Here is a 23,724-nt window from a genome sequence, read left to right as displayed (position 1 = left end):
GAAAAACATAGATATGTAAAGGGTTTAGAAAGAAGGGGTTACACAGATGGGAAAAGTTTTTGGATATCCTGAGTTTGACGAAAACGGTGAGAAAATCCTTACAACCTATGACAACGACTACAAAGATATGCTTATGGATATCAGAGTTTATCGCATGTCACAGGGGCAGGTAAAAGAACTGATAAAACCTGAAGAGGAAATGGCAGTTCTTTTGCTCAAAGGAAAGCTCAAGTACTCATGGAATGGGCAGGAAAAAGAAGTCTACAGAAAAGACGTTTTCACAGATGGGCTCTATGCTCTCCATGTTTGCAAGAACACAAAGGTTGTGATCGAGGCAGAAAGCGACGCCGAGGTTCTCATTCAGTGCACAGATAATGAAAGAGAATTCGAAGCAAAGTTCTATGATCCTGAGAACACACCTTGGATCTATTCCTGCAAAGACAAATTCGGGGGCACGGCAAAGAGAAGAGTAAGCACTGCATTTGATTATGAGACAGCGCCATATTCAAACATGGTTCTGGGAGAAGTGTTAAATGATCCGGGCAACTGGTCAGGCTACATTCCACACACTCATCCACAGCCTGAGACATATTATTTCCTATTTGATCGTCCGGAGGGGTTCGGAGCAAGCTTCGTGGGAGATGAGGTGTTTAAGAGTGTTGACGGAAGCTTTTCAGCAATCCCCGGAGGCAAAGTTCATCCGCAGTCCTGTGCACCGGGATTTCAGATGTACACCTGCTGGATGATAAGACATCTGCCAGGCAATCCATGGACAGACAGAATAGATGATGAACGGTATGTTTGGTTATATGACTATAAGGGGTAAAAAACTTAAAGGAGAAGGGAAAATGTTAGATAAAAACAAGGTTTCTTTGGGGATAGCACCAATTGGCTGGACCAACGATGATATGCCTGATCTGGGAAAAGAGAATACTTTTGAACAGTGTATTTCAGAAATGGCCCTTGCCGGATTCAAAGGGTGTGAGGTTGGAAGTAAGTATCCAAAGGATGCAGAAGTATTAAAGAAAGCACTGGATCTTAGGGGAATACAGGTTTGCAACCAGTGGTTTTCATCATTTCTTTTAATAAAACCATATGAAGAAGTGGAAAAAGAATTTATTGCACAGCTTGAATTCTTGAAAACTCTCGGGGCAAAGGTTATCGGCGCATCTGAGCAGAGCTATTCCACACAGGGCAAACTTGATCAGCCTATTTTTGTGGATAAGTATGTTATGAACGATGATGAATGGGTAAAACTTACCGACGGACTTAACCGCCTTGGCAAAGTCGCAAAAGATCACGGCATGACACTTACATATCACCATCATATGGGAACAGTAGTCCAGACTGAGGAAGAAATCGACCGTTTCATGGATATGGTAGATCCTGAACTCGTCTACCTCCTCTTCGACTCAGGCCACCTCTCATTTGCAGGCATCGACCCTGAGCCAATTCTTAGAAAATATGTGAAACGAGTTAAACATGTCCATCTAAAAGATATTCGTAAAGCAAAAGTTGAAGAAGCACGCGCAAACAACTGGAGCTTTTTAAAAGGCGTTAGGGAAGGCGTCTTCACAGTACCTGGAGATGGCGACGTAAACTTTGCACCACTCTTCAAAGTACTCGAAGAATCCGGTTACGAAGGCTGGGTAGTAGTAGAAGCAGAGCAGGATCCAGCAAAAGCTAATCCATTCGAATACGCACTAAAAGCAAGAAAGTACATTTCAGAAAAGACAGGACTTTAAAAGTTGAAAGGGGAAAAATAATGGTTACAGTTGGAATTATCGGCGCAGGCCGAATTGGAAAGGTACATGTACAGAGCATTACAAATAACGTTCCGGGAGCAAAGATAAAGACCCTCGCAGATCCCTTCATGAATGACGAAACTGCAGCTTGGGCAAAAGGAATGGGAATACAGAACGTTACAAAAGACTATAAGGAAGTCATAAACGACCCAGAGATCCAGGCAGTACTTATCTGCTCATCAACAGATACTCATGCTCCTATCTCTATCGAAGCAATTAACGCAGGAAAGCATGTCTTTTGCGAAAAACCGATCGATCATGACGTAAACAAGATCCATGAAGTTATCGATGCACTTAAGGGCAAGAACCTTAAGTATCAGGTGGGCTTCAACAGAAGATTTGATCATAACTTCAAAGCCGTTCAGGCAGCAGTGGCAGCAGGCAAAGTCGGTGATCCTCAGATCATCAAGATCACATCAAGAGACCCTGAACCACCGTCACCTGCATATGTTGCTGTATCAGGCGGAATGTTCATGGACATGACAATCCACGATTTTGACATGGCAAGATTCCTTGCCGGATGTGATGCAGAAGAAATCTACGTGCAGTCAGCAGTTTTGGTTGACCCTGAAATTGGAAAAGCAGGCGATGTAGATACAGCTGTTATCACGATCAAGATGAAAAACGGAGCTCTCGTAGTTATTGATAACTGCAGAAAGTCTGTATACGGATATGACCAGAGAGCTGAAGTATTTGGCTCAAAGGGAATGGTCGCAAATGCCAATGATTCACAGTCTAATGTAGTTCTTTCAAACGAACAGGGTGTAACAGGTGAAAAGCCATTATTTTTCTTCCTTGAGAGATACATGCAGGCTTATTCAGATGAGATCAAGGCCTTTATCGATGCTGTAGAGAATGATACAGACACTGTAGTTGGTATCGACGACGGACTTAAGCCTGTTCTTATGGCAATGGCAGCTAACCTTTCAGTAAAAGAACACAGACCAGTAAAGCTTTCTGAAGTAGAGTAAGGGGGACTTTTGTTATGGCAAAAGAATTTATAGTACCTGGGAAAATAGTTACAGGGAAAGGCAGCCTTAAGGAAGTTGGAAATTATATTGATAACTTCGGGAAAAAGGCACTTATTGTCTGCGACCAGATCACTGAGAAACTTGGAAAGGTAAAAATCGTTACTGATGCGCTTTCCAAAAAGAACATAAAATATGCAATCTTTGACAACTTCCTTGGAGAGCCTACCAATGTCATGATCGATGAAGCTCTTTCTATCTACAAGAAGGAAGAATGTGATTTCCTCATCGGAATAGGCGGCGGAAGTGCGCTTGATATCATGAAAGCTGTGGCTGCAATGGATGCTAATCCCGGCAGGATCTCCGACTACATGGGAAAAGAAATCTCGGGAATAAAGGCGAAGATGATCGCAATCCCAACAACTGCTGGCACTGGCTCTGAGGCTACTCAGTTCACTATCATTTCGGATGTTGAGTCAGGGGTAAAAATGCTTCTTAAGGGTGCTCAGCTAATTCCTGATGTAGCGATCATTGACCCTGAACTTACTTTTACACTTCCACCTAAAATGACTGCATCAACAGGACTGGATGCCCTTACTCATGCGGTAGAAGCTTATACATCAAGAAAGGCCCAGGCACTTACAGATACCTTGGCAATATCTGCAATAAAAAGAATTTTTAACTATCTGCCACTTTCCTATCATGATGCCGGAAATGATGTGGCAAGAACACAGATGTCTATTGCTGCACTTGAGGCAGGAATGGCATTTAACAATTCAAGCGTTACTCTTGTTCATGGAATGAGCCGCCCTATCGGAGCTCTTTTCCATGTGCCACACGGAATATCCAATGCTATGCTTCTGGGGGTATGCCTTGAATATGCAAAAGAGGGCGCAATGGACCGATTTGCTGATATGGCAAGAGCAATTGGTGCAGCAACTGACGATGACTCCGATGAAAAAGCAGCTGACGCTTTCATGGTTCAGATAAGAAAAATCTGTGATGTTTGTCAGATTCCAACTCTTGAAGGCTATGGCATAAACAGAGAGGAATTCTATGCAAGCATCGATAAAATGGCAGAGGATGCCATGATAAGTGGAAGCCCTTCAAACACGATCAGAGAACTTGATGCAGAAGTATTAAAGGGACTGTACCGTAAGATGTATCCATGATCTTTTATTTAATGAAATATTAATAATTGTCATTATGACAAAATATGCAATGTTTTATTAAAAAAAGATAAAATTTTGGCTATATAGTGTAGGAAACCAATGTTATCATAGTAGTGTTGAAGGTTTTCAATATAAGGAGGGAATATGAGAAAGAGTACAAGCAATAAAGTATTATCTGCAGTTCTCTTAGCAGCAACATCTGTAACAATGCTTGCAGGATGTGGCGGAGCAGCTACACCAAGCACATCAGCAGATACTACTGAGAGTTCACAGGCTGAAGCGTCAGTCGCAGAGACAGCAACTGCAGAAGCTACAACAGCAGAAGCTGTAGAAATTTCAGGCTATTCAGAAGCACCTATGCTTGCAGAGCAGGTAACTGCAGGAACACTACCTGCAGTAGAGGAAAGAATTCCTAATGCTGACAACATTTTTGTTGAGACAGCAGATGCTACCGGTGCAAAAATTGAGATTGGTAATTATGGTGGGGTTATCAATCTTGCAGGCGCAGGCGGCGGTTGGGGATTATCAAGACCTACTCTTGAGTCTATCATCCGTTACAACACAGACGGATCTTACTATCCAAACGTTATTAAATCTTTTGAACATAATGATGACTACACAGAATGGACCTTCAAATTAAGAGAAGGCATGAAGTGGTCTGACGGTGAGCCATTCACAGCTGACGATATCACATTCTGGTACTACATGTGCCATCTTTCAAATTTCGACAGCAAGAAGAACGGCTGGTCAGCACTTAAGGAAGAAGTAGATGGAGAGGATGCATTTGCAACTCTTAAGAAGGTTGATGATTACACAGTAACATGGACATTCGTTAATCCAAAGTATCCTGCTGACTTCATCGAGAACGGCGACTTTAAATGGTGCTGGGCTCCAGCTCATTACTTAAGCGACCTTATCCCTGATTCTGAGGACTTCCCATATGTTGAGAATGAGTACTGGCAGAGCACAGGCCTTACAGAGGAAGAAGTTCTTGCAAACGCTCAGAAAAAGAACATTGATGCAGCAACAGTTAAGGATTTAGGAAAAGCAGTAGCTTACAACTTCTGGAACACATCAGGAGTTCCTACACTTAACTCCTTCGTTCTTTCAACTGTTCCCGGAAACAGCTCAAAGGATGACACACTTTGCATCATGGATCGTAACCCATACTTCTGGAAAGTAGATGCAGCAGGCAATCAGCTTCCATATGTTGATGCACTTCACTTCAATACAACTTCAGAAGACGGACAGGATCTTCTTATGTTCCGTTCAGGCGAGCTTGACATCATCACAATTGCTATGCAGGATATTGCAGCAACAAAGGCTGACCTTGGTGATGCAGCAGAGATCCGTGAATGGGGAACAACAAACTGGGGTAGCTACCAGATTACATTTAACTACACAAATACAGACAAGAATTATGCAGATCTTTTTGCTAACAAGGACTTCCGTGAGGCAATGTCAATCTGCGTAGACAGAGCACAGGTATCACAGCTTCTTACAGATGGATTCCTTGAGCCTGGTCAGGCAGCTCCTGCAGAAGGCAACGTTGGCTATGACGCTGAGTGGGAAGCAAAGTGGACTGAGTACGATGTAGAAAAGGCACAGAGCCTTCTTGAAGGATGCGGACTTGTAAAGGGATCTGACGGATTCTATGATTTCGCAGATGGTTCAGACCTCATGATCACATTCCTTGCATATGATGGAGGAGCAGATGATTCATATCCTGTGTTTGAACAGTACTACAAGGCAGTAGGTATCAACTGCGCACTTAAGAACCTTGAAGTTTCAGCATTTGATGAGACAATCGACAACAACGACTGGGTTGCTGTAATGGGACCTCATACATCTATCGGCGGTGCTTCACTTAAGGATAGAGCAGCTCCATTCGTTCCTATCGCCCAGGCAGCTGAATGGTATGGCGAGTATGGTACATACTATGCAACAAAGGGTGCACAGGGTGTTGAACCTACAGGTGATATGGCTAAGCTCGTTGAGCTTTATGACAAGTGGCGTCTTACATCTGATGAGACTGAGAGAGATGGATATCAGGCTGAAATCTTCAATATCCACAAAGAAAATCTCTGGTCAATTGCATACCTTAAGGCAGAGAATTCTTACGAGATCATTTCTTCAAAGCTTAAGAACTATGCAGATGGCCTTGTATGGGCTGACTGCTATCAGTACGCAAACATGGCTCATTACGAAGTAATGTTTAAGGCAGAGTAATTCTGGGGACAACACAGTAGTATTATTCTAAATAGTACCGGAGGCGTGGTTGGTTTCCACGTCTCCGGATTTTTAAGGAAAGGGACATTTCTAATGGAGGAAAAAGTGGCAAAAAGGAGTTTTGGGGACAGTCTTAAGGCCTTTTTTCAGAAGGATCTTGTTCAGTACATCATCAAGCGTGTACTCATGTTCATTCCAACAATTCTTTTAATCTCAATCTTGGTTTTCTTCGTTATTCAGCTTCCTCCGGGAGACTATGTATCCGCGCATATAGCGGCGCTTGCAACCGAGGGTGAATTAGTAGATGCAGATTATGCGGCATCAATGAGAGCAGACTACGGACTTGATCTGCCTGTTTGGCAGCAGTATTTAAAGTGGGTAAAAGATATTATCTGGACACCTACAGATTCAGCGTATTACAGACTTTATCATTCACATCACAACTGGAAATACTCTTTTGCATACGGAAGAGATGTATGGAGTGTAGTTAATGACAGACTGGGGCTGACAATCGGCGTAACAGCTATAATCATGCTGTTCCAGTATCTGGTTTCTATACCTATAGCGGTATATGCAAGTACTCATCAGTATTCTGTTGGCGATTACATATCGGCCATAATCGGATTCTTAGGTACTGCCATACCGAACTTTATTTTGGCAATTGTGCTTATGTATCTCTCCTATAAATGGACGGGGAATGCCAACGTAGGCCTTTTCAGTCAGGAGATGTTACAAAACGGCGTTCATTTATACAATTTCGGTGACTTCTTAAAAAGAATGATCATCCCTATTATCGTAATTGGTACAAGCGGCACCTGCGGAATCATCCGTTCAGTGAGAGCCCAGATGCTTGATGAGGTTGCGCAGCAGTACACACTTACAGCAAGAGCTAAGGGTGTTCCTGAAGGAAAGATCATCATGAAGTATTGCTTCAGAGCAGCTATAAACCCTACTGTATCAGGCCTTGGCGGAGTTCTTTCAAGCCTGTTCTCGGGATCTACAGTAACAGCTCTTGTGCTTAACATGCAGATCCAGGGACCTGTACTTTATAAGGCTCTTCAGTCTCAGGATATGTACCTTGCAGGTGCAATCGTTATGATCCAGGCAGTCCTGGTCGTTATCGGAGTTCTTTTGTCTGATATAGCCCTCGCCTTCCTTGATCCAAGAATCAGATATTCAGGAGGTAACAGATAATGGCAAAACGTACTAAGTCAAAAGAAGATTATTATCTTGCCTCCCAGTGGACCTTGATGGCAAGAAAGCTTAAAAAGCATAAACTTGCTCAGGTTTCATTTATTATCTTGGCAGTTCTTTACATAGGAGCACTGTTTGCAGATTTCCTTGCACCATATTCACTTGATGAGTTCGACGGACTGTACAGAAATTCAGCTCCAACGGAGATTTACACTATTTTCAATGACGAGCATGTAGGACCACACGTTTACAAGCTTGAAAAGACAATTGATAAAAAGACATTTGAAGTAAAACTTGAACCTGATCTTTCTGAATACTACAAGATTGAATGGTTTGTTCACGGAACTGAATATAAGATATTAGGTCTTTTCCCGTGTGACCTTCATCTCTTTGGTGTGGGCGAAGGCTCAAATGGAGGAACAGGAGCAAAAATATTCCTCTTCGGAGCAGATTCACTTGGACGAGATATCTTTTCCAGAGTGCTGTTGGGAGCAAGGATTTCACTTTCAATCCCATTTGCCAGCGCATTCATAAGCTTTTTCCTGGGTGTCGCTATTGGCTCTATTTCAGGATATTTTGGTGGTGTTATTGATATCATAATTCAGAGAATAATAGAGGTTATCGGAGCTGTGCCTCAGATTCCTCTTTGGATGGCGCTCTCAGCAGCTATCCCTGCAGGAATTTCCACAGTTAAGATGTATTTCTACATGACGATCATTCTTTCCTTCATTAACTGGACAGGAATGGCTAGAGTAGTAAGAGGTAAGTTTCTTTCACTTAAGAATGAAGACTACGTTATGGCTGCAAGAATCTCAGGCGTATCAACATGGAAGATAATCTGGAAGCATCTTGTTCCGGGCTTTATGAGCTATCTTATCGTATCCCTGACTCTTGGAATTCCGGGATCCATCGTAGGTGAGACATCAATGTCATACCTTGGACTTGGTATCAAGTCACCTGCAACAAGCTGGGGCGTTCTTCTTCAGGAAGCCAGCTCAGTAACAGATGTGGCAGCAAACCCACACAAGCTTATTCCAATTATTTTCGTTACTATCACAGTTTTGGCATTTAACTTCCTTGGCGATGGAATGAGAGATGCAGCTGATCCATACAAGTAATCGGGAGGAACCTATGGAAAAAGATAACATTATAGAAGTAAAGGACCTCCATGTAGACATAAAGATGATGGAAGGTACTCTTACACCTGTAAGAGGAGTAAACTTCGAAATAAAGCGCGGCGAGACCCTTGGACTTGTTGGAGAGTCAGGCTGCGGCAAATCAATCACATGTAAATCAATTCTTGCGATCAATGACAGAAAGTGCACACCTCACGGCGAGATCATGTTCAGAAATGAGGATGGCACTGAAGTGGATATTCTTAAGATGGACCCAAAGGGAAAAGAAATAAGAAATATCCGTGGAAAGCAGATTTCAATGATATTCCAGGAACCTATGGTGGCTTTTTCACCTATGTACACCATTGGAAATCAGATTACTGAGGCAACTCTTTTGCATATAACTAAGGATAAAAAGAAGGCAAAAGAGATTTCCCTTGAAGTCATGAGAAAAGTCGGAATCGCAAATGTGGAAAAGAGATATAATCAGTATCCACACGAGTTCTCAGGCGGCATGCTTCAGAGAGCACTCATTGCAATGGCGCTTGTATGTAATCCAAAGCTTTTGATCGCTGATGAACCTACAACAGCTCTGGATGTGACAATTCAGGCTCAGATCCTTGAGCTGATGAAGGAGCTTCAAAAAGAGTTCAACATGGCTATTCTGTTCATCACACACGACCTGGGCGTAGTTGCAAGAATGTGCGACAGAGTAGCAGTTATGTACCTTGGAAAAGTTGTAGAGACAGGCGATTCCAAGACAATATATGCAAATCCTCAGCATCCATATACTCGTGGACTTATGGGATCAGTTCATAAGATTGGTGGAAGAAAAGATGAGAGATTGTTCTCAATTGAAGGAACAGTGCCGCTTGCCATGAACCTTCCAAAACAGTGCGGATTCTATGACAGATGCGACTGCAGGATTGAGGGACTTTGCGATAAGGCAGAGCCTGAACTTGTTGAGGTAGAGCCAGGACATAAGATTGCATGCTTTAACTGCTCTAATCCTGCTTGCCAGGCACACAGAGCTGAAGTTGAAAAGAGGCTTGCAGAAGAGGCAGCAAATCCTGTTGAGCCAGATGAGGGAGGAAAAAAGCGTGGAAAAAGATAATATTTTAGAAGTAAAGCATCTCCACAAGCGCTTTACCTCCAAGAATGTCACTGTTAAAGCAGTTACAGATGTTTCTTTTAGCGTAAGAGAAGGAGAGACAATAGGAATTGTTGGAGAGTCCGGCTGTGGAAAGACAACTCTTGGAAGATGTATTGTCAGAGCATACGATGCCTCAGAGGGAGAGGTCTTTTACCGGACAGAATCAGGAGAAGAAGTAGACTTCCTGAAAGTTGATAAAAAGAAGATGAAGGGAATCCGCAAGGAGATCCAGATGATCTTCCAGGATCCGTATTCATCTCTTGACCCAAGAATGACCGTACTTGATATCATAAAGGAGCCTCTAAAGGCCAACTATCCCAAGATGCCTGACAGCCAGATGGATCAGATGGCAAAAGAAATGGCAGAGAAAGTAGGCCTTAATCCTGCTTATCTTATGAGATATCCACATGCATTTTCAGGCGGTCAGAGACAGCGTATCGGTATTGCAAGAGCGCTGGTCATAAAGCCCAAGATCATTGTTTGTGATGAGGCGGTTTCAGCTCTTGACGTTTCAATTCAGGCGCAGGTAATAAACCTTCTTAAGGATTTACAGAAAGAAATGAAGCTCACGTATATCTTCATTTCTCATGACCTGTCTGTAGTTGAGCATATATCTGACAGAGTTGGTGTTATGTACCTTGGCAAAATGGTTGAGTATGGTGAGACAGAGCAGATATTCACACATCCAAAGCACCCATATACAGAGGCTTTGATGTCAGCAGTTCCTGTTGCTGATCCAAACTTTATCCAGGAGAGAATACCTCTTAGGGGAGAGATTCCTAACCCGGCTAATCCACCAAGTGGATGCTATTTCCACACACGTTGCAGATATTGCACTGAAAAGTGTAAGGAGTGTACTCCTGAGTATTTTGAGATTGAAAAGGGACACTTTGTAGCCTGCAGTCTTGCAAATGAATTAAGCCTTCGCGGTTTTAGTTATGAGGAAACAAAATAATTAGTATCATAGTTTTGGGGCAGATGAACAAAAGTTTATCTGCCCTTTTTGTGCATATTTTTGGTCAAAACAAAAAATGCAATGTTTTAGAGTAATAATAGCAAATTATCTATAGTTTCTTATTCATGACATGGTTAAAATAGTAGTATACAATGATAAAGTATTAAAGAGTTATCATTATATCGGCAACGTGCGTTTTAAAAACAGGGGTTAGGAAAGAGAAACTATGAAAAAAGATAAGAAGGGTAAAGTAAAAGTCTATTTAAGAAATAACTGGCAGCTGTATCTTATGCTGATAATTCCGGTTATCTATATGATTCTTTTTAAGTACAAACCAATGCTCGGAGTAGTAGTAGCATTTAAGAAGTTCAACGTATTTAAAGGCATCTGGAAAAGCCCATGGATCGGACTTGCGAACTTCCAAGAGGCCTTTACATCAAAGGATTTCTGGAGTGCACTGAAGAATACTCTGGTATTGAACATTGGTGATCTTATTATTGGATTCCCATTCCCGATTTTCTTGGCAATCTTTTTAAATGAGCTGAGAAGTGAAGGTGTAAGAAAGACAACACAGACACTTTTGTATCTGCCAAACTTCCTTTCATGGGTTATTATTTCAGGTATTGTTACACAGCTCTTTTCAAACTCAGGACTTGTTAACAACCTTATCGTAGCTCTTGGCGGAGAGAGCGTATCATTCCTTAGTAACTCATTTATCTGGAGATTTGTTTACTGGATCATGGGTGTATGGCAGGGAGCCGGCTATTCACTGATTGTTTACCTTGCAGCTTTGATGGCAGCTGATGCATCTCTTGGAGAGGCAGCTTACATCGATGGAGCTACAAGACTTCAGAGAATATGGCATGTAACACTTCCTCAAATTTCATCAACAATAACAGTCCTTCTCATCATGCAGATCGGAAGACTTGTAAACATCAGTTTTGACAGGCCATATATGATGGGTAATACCCTGGTAAGAGATGCTTCTGATGTTATCAGTACCTATGTGTATTCAGTAGGTCTTGCGGCAGGAAGATTCGATTTCGCAACAGCTGTAGGTCTTTTCCAGACAGTTGTCGGAATAGTTCTTGTCTTTGCAGCTAACGCTGTTATCAAGAAAATGGGACAGGAGGGAATCATGTAATGAGTGCCATCAATAGTAAAAACGAAAGAATATTCCAGTTTTTCTGGACAGCATTTTTTATACTTATCACATGTATAGCAATGGTTCCTATCCTGCGAGTACTTGCTGTATCACTCAGTGGAAAGAACGCAATCCTTGCAGGTAAAGTATTTATCCTACCTGTTGATCTTACTACAGAAGCTTATACAAGAGCACTTCAGAGTGGAAGCTTTGTAAACTCTTTCTGGTATTCAATAGTACTGATGCTTGCATCAACTATTATAAATCTTCTTATGACAGTTCTTGCCGCTTACCCTCTTTCAAAGAAAGGGCTCGTTGGCGGAAAGATAATTATGACACTGTTCGTGCTCACAATGTATTTGCATCCCGGTGTAATTCCTGAGTACCTGAACGTAAGAGATTTTAAGATGATCGATACAGTATGGGCGCTTATTATCCCAGGTGCACTTAGTGCATACAACATGATCATCATGTGCAACGCATTTAAAGGAATTGATTCTGCTATATATGATGCAGCTAAGATAGACGGATGCAGCGAGGCAAGATGCCTTTTAAACGTAGTTCTTCCACTTGTTTATCCTACACTTGCAACACTTGGTCTTTTTTATGCAGTAGGAAGATGGAACGGAATCAGTGATGTTCTCTACTATATCAATTCATCCAAGTACTTCACGGTACAGATGGTACTTAAGCAGTTCGTTGAATCAATCAACGTATCTGTAGAAGAGGGACTTCAGACTAACCTTGTAGCAGAAAACATCAAAGCAGCCAGCATTGTAATTTCAATGCTCCCTATGCTTATCGTATATCCATTTGTTCAGAAATTCTTTACAAAAGGAATTATGGTTGGTGCGGTGAAAGGCTGAGCTGTGAGAACCTGCTGAGGTTTTATCGAAGCTGGTGCGAACGTGTTAAACCTAGCGAAGCGAGGTTTAACTTCCTTATTATCAAAAGAATGTAACTCTAAGCGAGTTCAGATTTATTTTCTAAAAGGAGGATTCAAATGAAAAAGAAACTATTGGCAACACTTCTTAGCGCAGCTATGGTAGTAGGCGCAATGACAGGCTGCGGCAGCTCATCGGACACAACAACACAGACTGACACTACAACAACTACAGACACAGCTACTCAGACAACTGATGCAACTGCTACTACAGAGGCACCAGCAGAGGACCTTAAGGGCGATGAAGTAGATATCACAGTTATGGTATGGGACAGAGGAAATGCTGCACCTAACACAACAACTGAAGATAACGCACTTACCCAGTGGATCCAGCAGCAGATGAAAGATCTTTACAACATTAACGTTTCATACGTTTCTGTTCCAAGATCAGAGTCAGATGACAAAGTTAACATTATGATGTCAGGTGGAACAGCTCCTAATATCGTAATGACATATTCACAGGATCTTTTCTACAATTACGCATCAAGCGGAGCTTTAAGAGATCTTTCAGATCTTTACAAGCAGTATGGTTCAAATATTGAGCAGTACTGTGGCGAAGCTCAGACAGGTATTGCTGATCTTGGTGATCAGAAGTTCGCTGTTATGAAACAGAGAGGAACAGAAAATGCCCGTCACACAGCTTACATCCGTAAGGATTGGCTTGATCAGCTCGGAATGGATGTTCCTAAGACAAAAGAAGAACTTGGCAAGTATCTTTATGCTGTAAAGGATGCAGGACTTGGCACACCTTGGGGCATGAGCGGACGTGCTGATACAGAGAAGATGTATCTTAACTTCCTTGGATCTTATGTAGATATTCCGGATGACAAGTTTGCTTACACATACGCTGAAGCTTACATGGCAGTTGCTCCAGGATCAAAGGATGGTCTCAAGCAGCTCAACACATGGTACAACGATGGTCTTATCACTCAGGACTTCCCAACAGATACAGATGAGTCTGTATTCCTTGCAGATGTAGCAAACGGCAAGATTGGATTTGTTCTTGATGATACAACACATATTTGGGATTCAACAGCAGTTCTCAACACAACACTTGGCGCTGAAGATGCTTCATTCATCCCTGTACAGTGCTTCGATCTTCCAGACGGATCATACAGAACACCTTATGAGTACAGATATGCTATGTTCGTAATGATTCCTCAGGAGACAACTTCTGATGAGCAGGCAGTAGCATGCATGAAGTACCTTAACTGGCTTGCAGATCCAGCAAACGCAGTTCAGGTTCGTTACACACCAGACCTCACATACAACGATCTTGGCGTAGCTGTAGAACCTTCAACAGCTGATAAGGAAGCTAAGGGATATCCTGGAACATGTGATGACCTTTGCATCATGAACCTTAACTTTGATTGGGTAAACAACTATGACACAATGTCAGAGTCAAACTATCAGACACAGGAGCAGGATTGGGCTTCAGTTGACTGGTACAAGAACTACTACACAGTTTGCCAGACTGGTAAGTATCGTTTCCCTGTATACGGATATGTTTCTGATGAGCAGGCTACATACGGAACAGATATAAAGAACAAGATGCTTTCATTTGTTTACACATGTATCTGTGCTCCTGCAGATCAGTTTGAATCTGTTTACGAGAGCGGATATCAGGAACTTGTTAATTCAGGACTTCAGAAGATCCTTGATTCAAGAGCTGCATACTACGATTCAATCAACTGATATATAGATACTTAGAGAAGGTATATATATAAGAGGGGCTGTCTAACGGCAGCCCCTTTACAATGCAAAAAGTAAAACGCTTATCGGATATGCGATGATATAGATATGATATATAATAATATTATAGGGGTTATGTGGATTAGAATGTGAGGAGGATAGTATGGAGATAGTAAGAGCAAAAGATTATGGCGAACTAAGTAGAAAGGCAGCAAACATACTGGCATCACAGATTATTTTGAAACCGGACAGTGTTCTTGGGCTAGCAACTGGTTCTTCACCAATAGGGTTGTATGAGCGCCTTGTAGAGATGTACAAGGCTGGAGATTTGGATTTTTCTTTGGTAAGGACAGCTAATCTTGATGAATACGTAGGTCTTGATCCACAAAATGATCAGAGCTACAAATACTTTATGAATTCAAACCTTTTTTCAAAGGTTAATATAGATTTAAACAACGTCAATATCCCCGATGGGACCAACAAAGATGCGGAAGGCGAGTGTGACCGCTATGAGAAGGCAATAGAGGCTCTTGGGGGAATCGACCTTCAACTCCTTGGAATAGGTAATAACGGCCACATAGGATTTAATGAGCCGGCAGATTTTTTTCCGGCAAAAACACATATCGTTGATCTTACAGAGAGCACAATAGAGGCAAACAAGAGGTTTTTTGCAGATGCATCTATGGTGCCTCGCCAGGCATATACAATGGGAATCGGAACTATCATGAAAGCTAAAAAGATCGTGATGGTTGCAAATGGTGAAAAAAAGGCTCCGATTATCAAAGAGGCTTTCTTTGGCAAGATAACACCGCAGGTTCCTGCATCTATACTTCAGCTTCATCCCGACTTTACGCTTGTTGCTGATGAAGCAGCGCTGTCGCTGATCTGAAAGCTGGTGACAGACGTGAAAAATCCTTTACTTAGACTTAGAGAAATGCAGGGGTATATAGGAAGCGCAGAGAAAATGGCAGCAGAGCACATCCTTAGGGACCCCAACATTGTTATTGAAAATGGAATAAGGGAGCTGGCAAAAGAGGTATATGTTTCACCTGCAACTATCGTAAGACTTACAAAGCATCTTGGCTTTGATGGCTATAAGGAGTTCAGACAGGCTGTTCTTTACGAGCTTGCGCAGTACAACGGTAAGCAGCGGGATAATGGAGACAGTATAAGAAAAGATGACAGTATAAAAACCATTATCGATAAGACAACAAGCAGAAACATCATGACTCTGCAGGAGACTCAGCAACTTTTGGATGTGGACAGGGTTGAAGAGTGTACAAAGCTTATAGCTGATGCCAGGTGCCTTAGAATGTTCGGAATGGGAGCTTCTTTATGTGTAGCAGAAGATGCTTACCTCAAATTTTTGCGAGTTAATAAGCTGTGTCTGATAGCTCAGGACTGGCATTCTCAATATCTTATTGCCAAAAATTCCCAGCCTGAGGACGTAGCTATTTTTATTTCTTATTCCGGTGAGACATCAGAAATGATCAAATGCATGGAAGCGATAGGGATAAACCACACTCCCAGCATTCTTATAACACGATTTGCGCCTTCGACTATGTCAAAAATGGCGGACCATGTGCTCTACACTCCTGCCAGCGAGTCTCTTTTCAGAAGTGGGGCAACTTCTTCCCGAATGGCACAACTTAATATCGTAGATATTCTCTTTACCGCCTATGCTACGGCAAATTATGACTATTGCATAAGTCAGATAAATTCCACCCATATAGAAAAGAATTCTGAAAACTGACACGACAACCGAAAAGTTACAGAATATGAAACAATGTTTCGTAATGATGTAATATTGTTGAAAAAGTGTTATCAAAGGTCTAACATTTAGTTAAGGTATTTGTTTCGGGATTCAAGTTATATCCATATAAGGAGGGAATGTATGAAAGTAAAAAAGGTATTGGCATCGGTTTTGTCTGTGGCAATGATTTCAAGCCTTGTGGCATGTGGCAATGCTGCTACAGAGACCCAGACAGCTGGAAGTGAGCCCCAGCAGGCAGAAACAAAAACTGAAGAGGCTAAGGCTGAGGAGACAGCAGCTGCTTCTGATGTTACAGACACGATCACAATTATGGTTCCACCAATTACTGGGGACTATGTTGATCTTTTAGGGGGATGGATAAGCGAATTTAATAAAGAATATCCCAACATCACAATTGATGTTATATCAACAAGCTGGGATGATCACACAGAAAAACTCACAACAATGGCACTCGCCGGCGAAGCTCCCGATATTGCAGAAGTAAGCTATGCAGCTATAGGTTCTTATGTAGAGAACGGAACAGCAATTGATATCTCTAAGTACATAGATCCTGAAAGACTGTCTGACTATGATCAGAATGCGCTGGATTATATGACTCTTGAGGGGACTCTCTATGGACTTCCACTTTATATCACAATTCAGGCCCTTGGTGGAAACAGAGAGATGCTCGAAGCCGCAGGCGCAGATGTTACCAAGATTCAGACCAGTGGCTGGACATATGATCAGTTCCTGGATGTTATCAAAAACGGAACAACAAGTGACCGCTTTGGTTTTGTATTTGCCAACGCAGGCGCAACAACACAGGACTTCATAAATATCTTTGGTGTATCAGCAGGAATTACTTCAAGTTTCACACAGGATCTTAAGTATTCTTATACATCAGACAACATGCTTTCACTTCTTGAAGCTGTTGAGACTATGACATCATCAGGCTATATGCCTAACTACGCTGTAGAAGCAGGCCAGAGACTTGTAATGCTTCAGACAGGCCAGACAATGCTTACAGGTAAGGCAATGCCTCTTTTTGAAAACAATATCAAGAGAAATATTGAGAAGATGCAGGCAAAAGACCCTGAGGCAGTTGAGGGAACAATTGAGATGGAATATGTATTCCTTCCTGTTCCAACAATGGACAATGCAACAGCATCAGTATTTGGTACAGTTGATGGAATGATCGCACTCAGAAACAACAACACAACTGATGAGCACCTTCAGAATGTTCTTAAGTTCATGGATTTCCTTTGCTCAGGTGAAAGAGCTGCAACTGTAGATAACGCTGTATATCTTACAGGTGTTTGCGAATCAGCAAGAAAGGCACAGGAAAGCTTCGAGCTTGATCAGTCAGATGAGAACGCAGCAGCTGTAGCATATGCTATTTCTAAGGTTGTTGCACCTCCTACAGGTATTTCTGCAGAGCAGAGTGCTAACGCAAAGACAATGATGGATGAGACAATCGTTCCTAAGTTCCAGGCACTTCTTGCAGGCGAGACAACTGCTAAGGATGTGTATGATGCAATCTGCACAGAAGCATATAAGCTCTTTGGCGAAGAGAACTGTGCATCCGGCTGGATCAAATAAATAAATCAATACCACATGAAAATGTGAAAAGCCCCTCCCGCCGAGAGCAGGTGGGGCTTTCTTAAAAGGAGTGCAACCCTTGAAAAAGCAGGAAATACAAAAAAAGAATCTTTCAAAGCCAAGATATCATATGGCAGACAACATAAGCGGATGGGGATTTATAGGTGTGGCAGTAGCTGTATTCGTGATCTTTACCCTTTATCCTGTGATATCCGCGGTGATTACCAGCTTTCAGGAATATAAGCCATTCGGTTCTGAATTTGTTGGATTTGAAAATTACATAACAGCATTGGGAAACGACCTATTTTGGAAGTCCATCAAGAACACTCTTGTTTATACAGTGGTTGTCATTCCGCTGTCTCTGATACTTTCATTTTCAATAGCGATCATGATAGTTCCTTTTACAAAGAGTGTGCAGTCAGTGTTCAAAGGAATCTACTATCTGCCTGGAATAGCTTCAGGTGTGGCAATCTCAGTTGTATGGCTCTGGCTCTATGATGCCTCTCCAAATGGAATATTCAACAGAGTACTGGCTCTTTTTGGAGCAACATCACAGAACTGGCTTTCATCAAGTAAGACTGCCATGCTTTCGCTGATCATTATGGCTCTTTTATCAAGTCATGGTGCAAATATCATCATATACATTGCGGCACTTCATGGTATTGATAACACATATTATGAAGCAGCTGAAATGGATGGAGCGAAGTTTTTCCAAAAGATCAGATATATCGTGCTTCCTATGTGCAGACCTACCACATTATTTCTTTTGGTAACGGGCGTGATCGGATCTTTTCAGGTGTTCATGAATGCCTACATGATGACAGGTGGAGGTCCGGACAATAATACAACCATGATCGGACTGCTGATATTTAACAATGCATTTACCTATGGAAAATATGGACTTGCATGCGCCCAGGCAATCTTGCTGGCAATTGTTATAGCAGCACTTACAACACTCCAGTTTAAGTTAATGGGAGAAGATATTGAGTATTGACATATTAGGGGAAAGCAAAAATGGCAACTGGACTTTATTCTCAACATCTACATAATAGAAGTATTTTTTACATAAGAAATTCTCTGATCGCAGTCTTTTTGATCGCGTTTGCAGCAGTATCACTGTTCCCAATTGTATATATGTTTGCGTGGTCGTTTGGACCTGCTATCGAATCTGCATCCACATCCTATAACATTTTTCCGGGAAGGTGGTCACTTGATTCCTACAAGGCATTTATAAGCTTTAGCAATTATTCGCTGAAATGGATCTGGAACAGTATTATTGTGGCAACCTTTACTGTACTTGGAAATGTTATCTTTGCCGGAATGGCAGGTTATGCATTTTCAAAAATTAAATTCAGAGGCAGAAGTTTTCTGTTCTTTGTAATACTGCTTTCAATGATGATACCTTATCAGGTTACGCAGGTCCCGCTTTATATTTTAATAGTAAAAAATTTCCATATGACAAATACATACCCCGCGCTGATACTTCCGGGGATGTGCACAGCCTACAACATTTTTATGGCTAAACAGTTTTTTCAGGGAATTCCAACCGCGCTTATTGAAAGTGCAAAAATTGAAGGATGCAGTCAGCTTATGATCTTCAACAAAATAATCCTTCCTTTATCAAAGACAATTCTGTCAGTAATGGCAATAAACACATTCCTGAATTCGTGGAACACGTTCTTTTGGCCATTTCTGGTTACGTCAAAAGAAGAAATGTACACGATCCAGGTAGGACTTAAGACATTTAAGTTTGCCAATGGCTCTCTTTTGTCACCTATGATGGCAGGAGCCTGCATTTCAGTAATACCTATGTTTGTATTGTTTTTCTCTTTACAAAAATACTTTTTGGAAGGCGTCACAGTTGGCGCAGTAAAAGGCTGATATAAGGAGCAGGTTATAAATGGATCTTTCTAATATAGCAACAGAGCAAAGAAATGAGAGAACGGAGCATATCGACAGACTTGATACATTGGAGATGGTAAAGCTCATCAACAGCGAAGATAAGCAGGTAGCATATGCAGTTGAAAAAGTATTGCCACAGGTTGCAGAGGCAATTGAAAGTGCTGCGGAGCGGTTGAAAGTTGGCGGAAGGCTAATATATGTTGGATGCGGCACATCAGGGAGACTGGGAATCCTGGATGCAGTTGAGTGCCCTCCGACTTTTTCAACGGACCCATCAATGGTGCTGGGGCTGATTGCCGGTGGAACTACTGCTATCTTTTCAGCGGTGGAAGGGGCAGAGGATTCCTATGAACTTGGGGCAAAAGACCTGGAGGAGAAAAAATTATCTGACAGAGACCTGGTAGTAGGGCTTGCTGCGTCAGGCAGAACTCCTTATGTTATCGGCGCTATGAAGTATGCGCGAAGCATTGGCTGCAAAGTGGTAGGTGTGACAAGTTGTCCCGGTTCTGAAATAGATGAACTTGCAGATATAGGCATTGCGCCCGAGACAGGGCCTGAAGTAATAACAGGTTCTACCAGGTTAAAGAGCGGTACTGCTGAGAAAATGATATTGAATATGATATCCACAGGCACCATGATAAAACTTGGAAAAGTATATGGTAACCTGATGGTTGATGTTAAGGCTTCAAATGAAAAACTTGTAAACAGATGCGAGACCATAGTTCAGAGGGCAACAGGTGTTACGAGAGAAGTGGCTGTTGAAACGCTGAAAAAATGCGATTATAAGCCCAAGGTCGCTATAGTCATGATAAAGAAGGGCGTTGAAGCTGATAAAGCACAGAGCATACTGGCTGATGCGGGAGGAATAATATCGGATGCACTGTCAGAGTGAACTTGCGATTGGCTTAATGAGCGGCACATCCATGGACGGGATTGATGCGGCGCTTGTTAAGATATCACAGGACAATAGCTCAGTAGAAGCTGAGCTTTTAGAATTTGAATGTTATCCCTATTCGGAAGAGGTAAAAGAAACATTGATATCCCTTTCGAAGGGAACTAATGGCGGAACCAGAGAAATATGCCTTATGCAGGAGCTCCTTGGGAAGCTTTATGCAGACGCATGTGTCAGTTTATGCCAGAAAGCGGGTGTGGATAAGCATGATATTTCTTTTGTCGGATGCCATGGTCAGACCCTGTGGCATCAGCCAAAAGCCGTAGCTTATCTGGGGAATACAATAAGAGGAACACTTCAGATTGGAGATCCTAGTTTTATCTGCGAAAAAATGGGATGTCCTGCGGTCAGTGATTTTAGACCCAGGGATATGGCAGCAGGTGGACAAGGGGCTCCAATTGTGCCATATACAGAATTTCTTTTGTATAGAGAAGATAAAGATGTGGCGCTGCTAAATATTGGGGGAATATCAAATATTACAATCATACCGGCAAATGGCAGGATTGATGATGTTGTAGCTTTTGACACCGGCCCTGGGAATTTACTTATAGACCAGATGGTAAAGGACTACACTCAGGGCGAGAAAGCCTATGACGAAGGCGGTAAAATAGCTCTTTCAGGGGAAGCTTCGAAAGCTCTTTTGGACCATATGATGCAGGATGATTACCTTAAGATTGTGCCGCCAAAATCAACTGGGAGAGAACATTACAATTCTGTTTTTCTAAAAGATATATATGAGTTTTGCACCACTAATAATATCAGTAAAGTTGACATGATCGCGACGGTAAGCAGGTACACAGCGGAATGTGTATATTATTCAGTTAGAGAGTTCTCCTCTGTTTATCCTTCAAAGCTCATTGTAAGCGGAGGTGGCGCACACAATGAGGCAATCATGACTTATTTAAAAGAGCTGTTTTTGGATTGCCGGGTGATGAAGGCAGAAGAGGCAGGAATAAACCCTGACGCCAAAGAAGCGGTAGCCATGGCGGTGCTGGCTCATGAGACAATGCAGAGGAAATGCAATAATGTGCCATCTGTCACAGGGGCAGATCACCCCGTTATTATGGGAAGGATTACTTACTAGTTAACAGGAGCTTTGAATTAGATGGTTTTGTGTGGAGCGGATAGGTTAGAAGAATATAGGGATGTATTTCAGGGAGGAAGAGTCGGACTTATTACAACACCGACAGGAAGGCGTATCGATGGGAAGAGCACTATAGATGCCCTAAAAGAAATCTGTGATCTAAAAGTTCTCTTTGGTGCAGAGCATGGGATCAGGGGAGACATCGAGGATGCTGCTACGGTAAAAAACTTCCACGACAAAGCGACAGGGCTTCCTGTATATAGTCTCTACGAAGGTCAGAGACGAAGAATGACAGAAGAAATGCTGGATCTTTTTGACATCATCGTCTATGACATACAGGATGTGGGCAGCAGATATTACACCTTTATTTCGTCGCTCAAAAATGTGATAGAGGATTGCGCCAAAAAAGGTAAAAAGATAGTTGTACTGGATAGGCCAGATCCCCTTGGCGGAGTGATTACGGAAGGAAATATTTTACCCAAAGAGGAGTTTAGCTTTGTCGGCTGCTATTCACTTCCTGTAAGGTATGGCCTTACTCCGGGTGAGTTTGCAAATATGGTCAATATAGAGCAAAAGCTTGGAGCAGATATAACAGTTGTTCCATGTAAGGGGTGGCAAAGATCAGCTCTTTTTCCTGAGACAGGACTTAACTGGATCATGCCAAGCCCCAATATTCCGACCTTCGAGACAGCACTTGTTTATGTGGGAACCTGCCTTATAGAAGGGACAAATGCATCCGAGGGCAGGGGGACAGCAAACCCCTTTAGTGTCATTGGAGCTTCTTATATCAAGGATTCGGAAAAACTCGCTAAGGAATTCAATGGCAGAAGACTTGAGGGATTTTTTGCAACTCCATATTTCTTTAATCCCTATACTTCCAAGCATGCAGGAAAGTACTGCGGCGGAATTCACATTCATATCACCGACAGAGAAAAAGCAAAGCCTTTTGAAATGGGAATAACGCTGCTTGAAATACTGGATAGAGCATATGATGAATTTGAGTTTTTGCCACCTGTGGCAGGCAGAGACAAGCCATTTATACAACTACTCTCAGGAATGCCGTTAGATAAAGACTTTAAGGCTGCAGAAATAATCGAAAAGATAAAACAGGAACAGGCAGAATTTCAGATCAGAAAAAATGAGTTTCATATATATGATTAAGTGGGGATGACTAGATGAGTTTTTATGCTGGAATCGACGGTGGAGGCACCGGCAGCAGATTTGTTTGCGCAGATGAAAATGGAAAAGAGATTTATTCAGGAATAGGACCGGCTCTAAACGGGAATGGGCTTTCCAAGGATTCTTTTATCCAAAATATAATGGATATAGTAAATAGCATTACTAAAAATGTTGGGAGCCCTGATGATTGCAAAGGCCTTGCCATAGGACTTGCGGGCATTAGCAATGTGCAGATTAGAGAAGGCTTCGCAGCAGCCATGAGCGAAGCAGGCTTTAGAAATTATAGAATTTATGGGGATCATGAAACAGCATTTTCTGCAGCATTCCCCGAGCAGTATGGAATACTTCTTATTTCAGGCACCGGGAGTCTTTGCTTTGGAAAAAGACCTGATGGAATGAGCGCAAGAGCAGGTGGTTATGGCCATCTCATCGATGATAAGGGCAGCGCTTATGACATATCTATAAGAATCCTGGAGGCGGTAGTAAGGGCAGAGGATGGCCGAGGCGAAAACACAGTGTTCAGGGAACTGGTATTTGACAGGCTTGGGATCAAAGACATCAGAGAACTGATAGGATACATCTATTCAAAAGACACCAACAAGGGAGATATTGCGGCACTGGCTCCTTTATTGTCAGAAGGAATAAAACGAGGTGATCCTGTGGCAATGGCTATAGAGGATGCTGTTGTAGAAGAGCTTAACAGTTTGATCAGTGCAGTGAAAAAGAGACTTGGGTTTGGCTCCGAGGTGGCTCTTTGGGGAAGCGTTCTTCAAAAGAATGATCATATCAGAGAAAAATTGGAAAAACGAGCAGGATTAAAAATTTTTTTTCCTCAGGAAGATGCATCAGTAGGAGCCCTTAGACTGGCTATGAAAGAGGTTTGAC

Annotated in this window: 21 protein-coding genes; all 21 read left to right on the top strand. The window is 42.2% G+C overall.

Going from position 1 to position 23,724, the window contains the following annotated elements; translation table 11 throughout:
* The first annotated feature begins 46 nt into the window (after positions 1-46).
* The 21 genes from G585_RS0101915 (at position 47) to G585_RS0101815 (ending at position 23,723) form a co-directional block, all read left to right on the top strand.
* The gene (locus tag G585_RS0101915) at positions 47-826 is read left to right on the top strand and encodes a 5-deoxy-glucuronate isomerase (RefSeq protein ID WP_022772589.1); all 780 of its coding nucleotides are present in this window, start codon (positions 47-49) and stop codon (positions 824-826) included.
* Positions 827-848: 22 nt separating this feature from the next.
* A complete protein-coding gene (gene iolE / locus G585_RS0101910) occupies positions 849-1,745 on the top strand; it encodes a myo-inosose-2 dehydratase (protein ID WP_022772588.1) in 897 nt (298 codons plus the stop codon).
* A 20-nt stretch (positions 1,746-1,765) separates the two neighbouring features.
* A complete protein-coding gene (iolG, locus tag G585_RS0101905) occupies positions 1,766-2,776 on the top strand; it encodes an inositol 2-dehydrogenase (protein WP_022772586.1) in 1,011 nt (336 codons plus the stop codon).
* A gap of 14 nt (positions 2,777-2,790) precedes the next feature.
* On the top strand, positions 2,791-3,945 hold the full coding sequence (locus G585_RS0101900; protein ID WP_022772585.1) for an iron-containing alcohol dehydrogenase: 1,155 nt from the start codon (positions 2,791-2,793) through the stop codon (positions 3,943-3,945).
* A gap of 144 nt (positions 3,946-4,089) precedes the next feature.
* A complete protein-coding gene (locus G585_RS0101895; RefSeq protein WP_022772584.1) occupies positions 4,090-6,174 on the top strand; it encodes an ABC transporter substrate-binding protein in 2,085 nt (694 codons plus the stop codon).
* 105 nt (positions 6,175-6,279) lie between these two features.
* Positions 6,280-7,368, top strand: a complete 1,089-nt coding sequence (locus G585_RS0101890) for an ABC transporter permease (protein ID WP_242829978.1) — start codon at positions 6,280-6,282, stop codon at positions 7,366-7,368.
* Complete coding sequence (locus G585_RS0101885) at positions 7,368-8,486, top strand: ABC transporter permease (RefSeq protein WP_022772581.1); 1,119 nt, start codon at positions 7,368-7,370, stop codon at positions 8,484-8,486. The genes G585_RS0101890 and G585_RS0101885 overlap by 1 nt, the downstream gene beginning before the upstream one ends.
* Before the next feature lie 13 nt (positions 8,487-8,499).
* Positions 8,500-9,597 carry an ABC transporter ATP-binding protein gene (locus tag G585_RS0101880; protein WP_022772579.1) on the top strand — a complete coding sequence of 366 codons (1,098 nt, stop codon included), beginning with the start codon at positions 8,500-8,502 and terminating at the stop codon, positions 9,595-9,597.
* Positions 9,584-10,591, top strand: a complete 1,008-nt coding sequence (locus G585_RS0101875) for an ABC transporter ATP-binding protein (protein ID WP_022772578.1) — start codon at positions 9,584-9,586, stop codon at positions 10,589-10,591. Before G585_RS0101880 ends, G585_RS0101875 begins: the two co-directional genes overlap by 14 nt.
* 226 nt (positions 10,592-10,817) lie before the next feature.
* Positions 10,818-11,735: an ABC transporter permease gene (locus tag G585_RS0101870; RefSeq protein WP_022772577.1), complete on the top strand. Its 918-nt coding sequence runs from the start codon at positions 10,818-10,820 to the stop codon at positions 11,733-11,735.
* Positions 11,735-12,601 (top strand): carbohydrate ABC transporter permease, encoded by an 867-nt coding sequence (locus G585_RS0101865; protein WP_022772575.1) that lies wholly within the window; start codon positions 11,735-11,737, stop codon positions 12,599-12,601. The genes G585_RS0101870 and G585_RS0101865 overlap by 1 nt, the downstream gene beginning before the upstream one ends.
* A gap of 137 nt (positions 12,602-12,738) precedes the next feature.
* Positions 12,739-14,373 carry an extracellular solute-binding protein gene (locus G585_RS0101860; protein WP_022772574.1) on the top strand — a complete coding sequence of 545 codons (1,635 nt, stop codon included), beginning with the start codon at positions 12,739-12,741 and terminating at the stop codon, positions 14,371-14,373.
* A gap of 160 nt (positions 14,374-14,533) precedes the next feature.
* The gene (nagB, locus tag G585_RS0101855; RefSeq protein WP_022772572.1) at positions 14,534-15,259 is read left to right on the top strand and encodes a glucosamine-6-phosphate deaminase; all 726 of its coding nucleotides are present in this window, start codon (positions 14,534-14,536) and stop codon (positions 15,257-15,259) included.
* A gap of 15 nt (positions 15,260-15,274) precedes the next feature.
* Complete coding sequence (locus tag G585_RS0101850; RefSeq protein ID WP_022772571.1) at positions 15,275-16,123, top strand: MurR/RpiR family transcriptional regulator; 849 nt, start codon at positions 15,275-15,277, stop codon at positions 16,121-16,123.
* A gap of 141 nt (positions 16,124-16,264) precedes the next feature.
* On the top strand, positions 16,265-17,722 hold the full coding sequence (locus tag G585_RS0101845; protein ID WP_022772570.1) for an ABC transporter substrate-binding protein: 1,458 nt from the start codon (positions 16,265-16,267) through the stop codon (positions 17,720-17,722).
* Positions 17,723-17,801: 79 nt separating this feature from the next.
* Positions 17,802-18,716 (top strand): carbohydrate ABC transporter permease, encoded by a 915-nt coding sequence (locus G585_RS0101840; protein WP_022772569.1) that lies wholly within the window; start codon positions 17,802-17,804, stop codon positions 18,714-18,716.
* Positions 18,717-18,736: 20 nt separating this feature from the next.
* Complete coding sequence (locus G585_RS0101835; RefSeq protein ID WP_022772568.1) at positions 18,737-19,603, top strand: carbohydrate ABC transporter permease; 867 nt, start codon at positions 18,737-18,739, stop codon at positions 19,601-19,603.
* A 19-nt stretch (positions 19,604-19,622) separates the two neighbouring features.
* On the top strand, positions 19,623-20,516 hold the full coding sequence (murQ, locus tag G585_RS0101830) for an N-acetylmuramic acid 6-phosphate etherase (RefSeq protein WP_022772566.1): 894 nt from the start codon (positions 19,623-19,625) through the stop codon (positions 20,514-20,516).
* The gene (locus G585_RS0101825) at positions 20,500-21,660 is read left to right on the top strand and encodes an anhydro-N-acetylmuramic acid kinase (RefSeq protein ID WP_022772564.1); all 1,161 of its coding nucleotides are present in this window, start codon (positions 20,500-20,502) and stop codon (positions 21,658-21,660) included. Before murQ ends, G585_RS0101825 begins: the two co-directional genes overlap by 17 nt.
* Before the next feature lie 21 nt (positions 21,661-21,681).
* Positions 21,682-22,821, top strand: a complete 1,140-nt coding sequence (locus G585_RS0101820; RefSeq protein WP_022772563.1) for an exo-beta-N-acetylmuramidase NamZ family protein — start codon at positions 21,682-21,684, stop codon at positions 22,819-22,821.
* Between the two features lie 14 nt (positions 22,822-22,835).
* Positions 22,836-23,723, top strand: a complete 888-nt coding sequence (locus G585_RS0101815; protein WP_022772562.1) for an N-acetylglucosamine kinase — start codon at positions 22,836-22,838, stop codon at positions 23,721-23,723.
* The last annotated feature ends 1 nt before the right edge of the window (position 23,724 follow it).

Source organism: Butyrivibrio sp. AE2015 (genome assembly GCF_000420825.1).
Classification (GTDB): domain Bacteria; phylum Bacillota; class Clostridia; order Lachnospirales; family Lachnospiraceae; genus Butyrivibrio.
The sequence above is the reverse complement of the archived record's forward strand: the minus strand, read 5'-3'. Positions and strand labels throughout refer to the sequence as shown.

Coding starts and splice junctions, on each gene's coding strand:
- G585_RS0101820 (WP_022772563.1), top strand. CDS start 21,682: ATGGTTTTGTGTGGAGCGGATAGGTTAGAAGAATATAGGGATGTATTT.
- G585_RS0101900 (WP_022772585.1), top strand. CDS start 2,791: ATGGCAAAAGAATTTATAGTACCTGGGAAAATAGTTACAGGGAAAGGC.
- iolG (WP_022772586.1), top strand. CDS start 1,766: ATGGTTACAGTTGGAATTATCGGCGCAGGCCGAATTGGAAAGGTACAT.
- G585_RS0101845 (WP_022772570.1), top strand. CDS start 16,265: ATGAAAGTAAAAAAGGTATTGGCATCGGTTTTGTCTGTGGCAATGATT.
- G585_RS0101880 (WP_022772579.1), top strand. CDS start 8,500: ATGGAAAAAGATAACATTATAGAAGTAAAGGACCTCCATGTAGACATA.
- G585_RS0101915 (WP_022772589.1), top strand. CDS start 47: ATGGGAAAAGTTTTTGGATATCCTGAGTTTGACGAAAACGGTGAGAAA.
- G585_RS0101815 (WP_022772562.1), top strand. CDS start 22,836: ATGAGTTTTTATGCTGGAATCGACGGTGGAGGCACCGGCAGCAGATTT.
- murQ (WP_022772566.1), top strand. CDS start 19,623: ATGGATCTTTCTAATATAGCAACAGAGCAAAGAAATGAGAGAACGGAG.
- G585_RS0101895 (WP_022772584.1), top strand. CDS start 4,090: ATGAGAAAGAGTACAAGCAATAAAGTATTATCTGCAGTTCTCTTAGCA.
- G585_RS0101835 (WP_022772568.1), top strand. CDS start 18,737: ATGGCAACTGGACTTTATTCTCAACATCTACATAATAGAAGTATTTTT.
- iolE (WP_022772588.1), top strand. CDS start 849: ATGTTAGATAAAAACAAGGTTTCTTTGGGGATAGCACCAATTGGCTGG.
- G585_RS0101825 (WP_022772564.1), top strand. CDS start 20,500: ATGCACTGTCAGAGTGAACTTGCGATTGGCTTAATGAGCGGCACATCC.
- G585_RS0101885 (WP_022772581.1), top strand. CDS start 7,368: ATGGCAAAACGTACTAAGTCAAAAGAAGATTATTATCTTGCCTCCCAG.
- G585_RS0101865 (WP_022772575.1), top strand. CDS start 11,735: ATGAGTGCCATCAATAGTAAAAACGAAAGAATATTCCAGTTTTTCTGG.
- G585_RS0101860 (WP_022772574.1), top strand. CDS start 12,739: ATGAAAAAGAAACTATTGGCAACACTTCTTAGCGCAGCTATGGTAGTA.
- nagB (WP_022772572.1), top strand. CDS start 14,534: ATGGAGATAGTAAGAGCAAAAGATTATGGCGAACTAAGTAGAAAGGCA.
- G585_RS0101870 (WP_022772577.1), top strand. CDS start 10,818: ATGAAAAAAGATAAGAAGGGTAAAGTAAAAGTCTATTTAAGAAATAAC.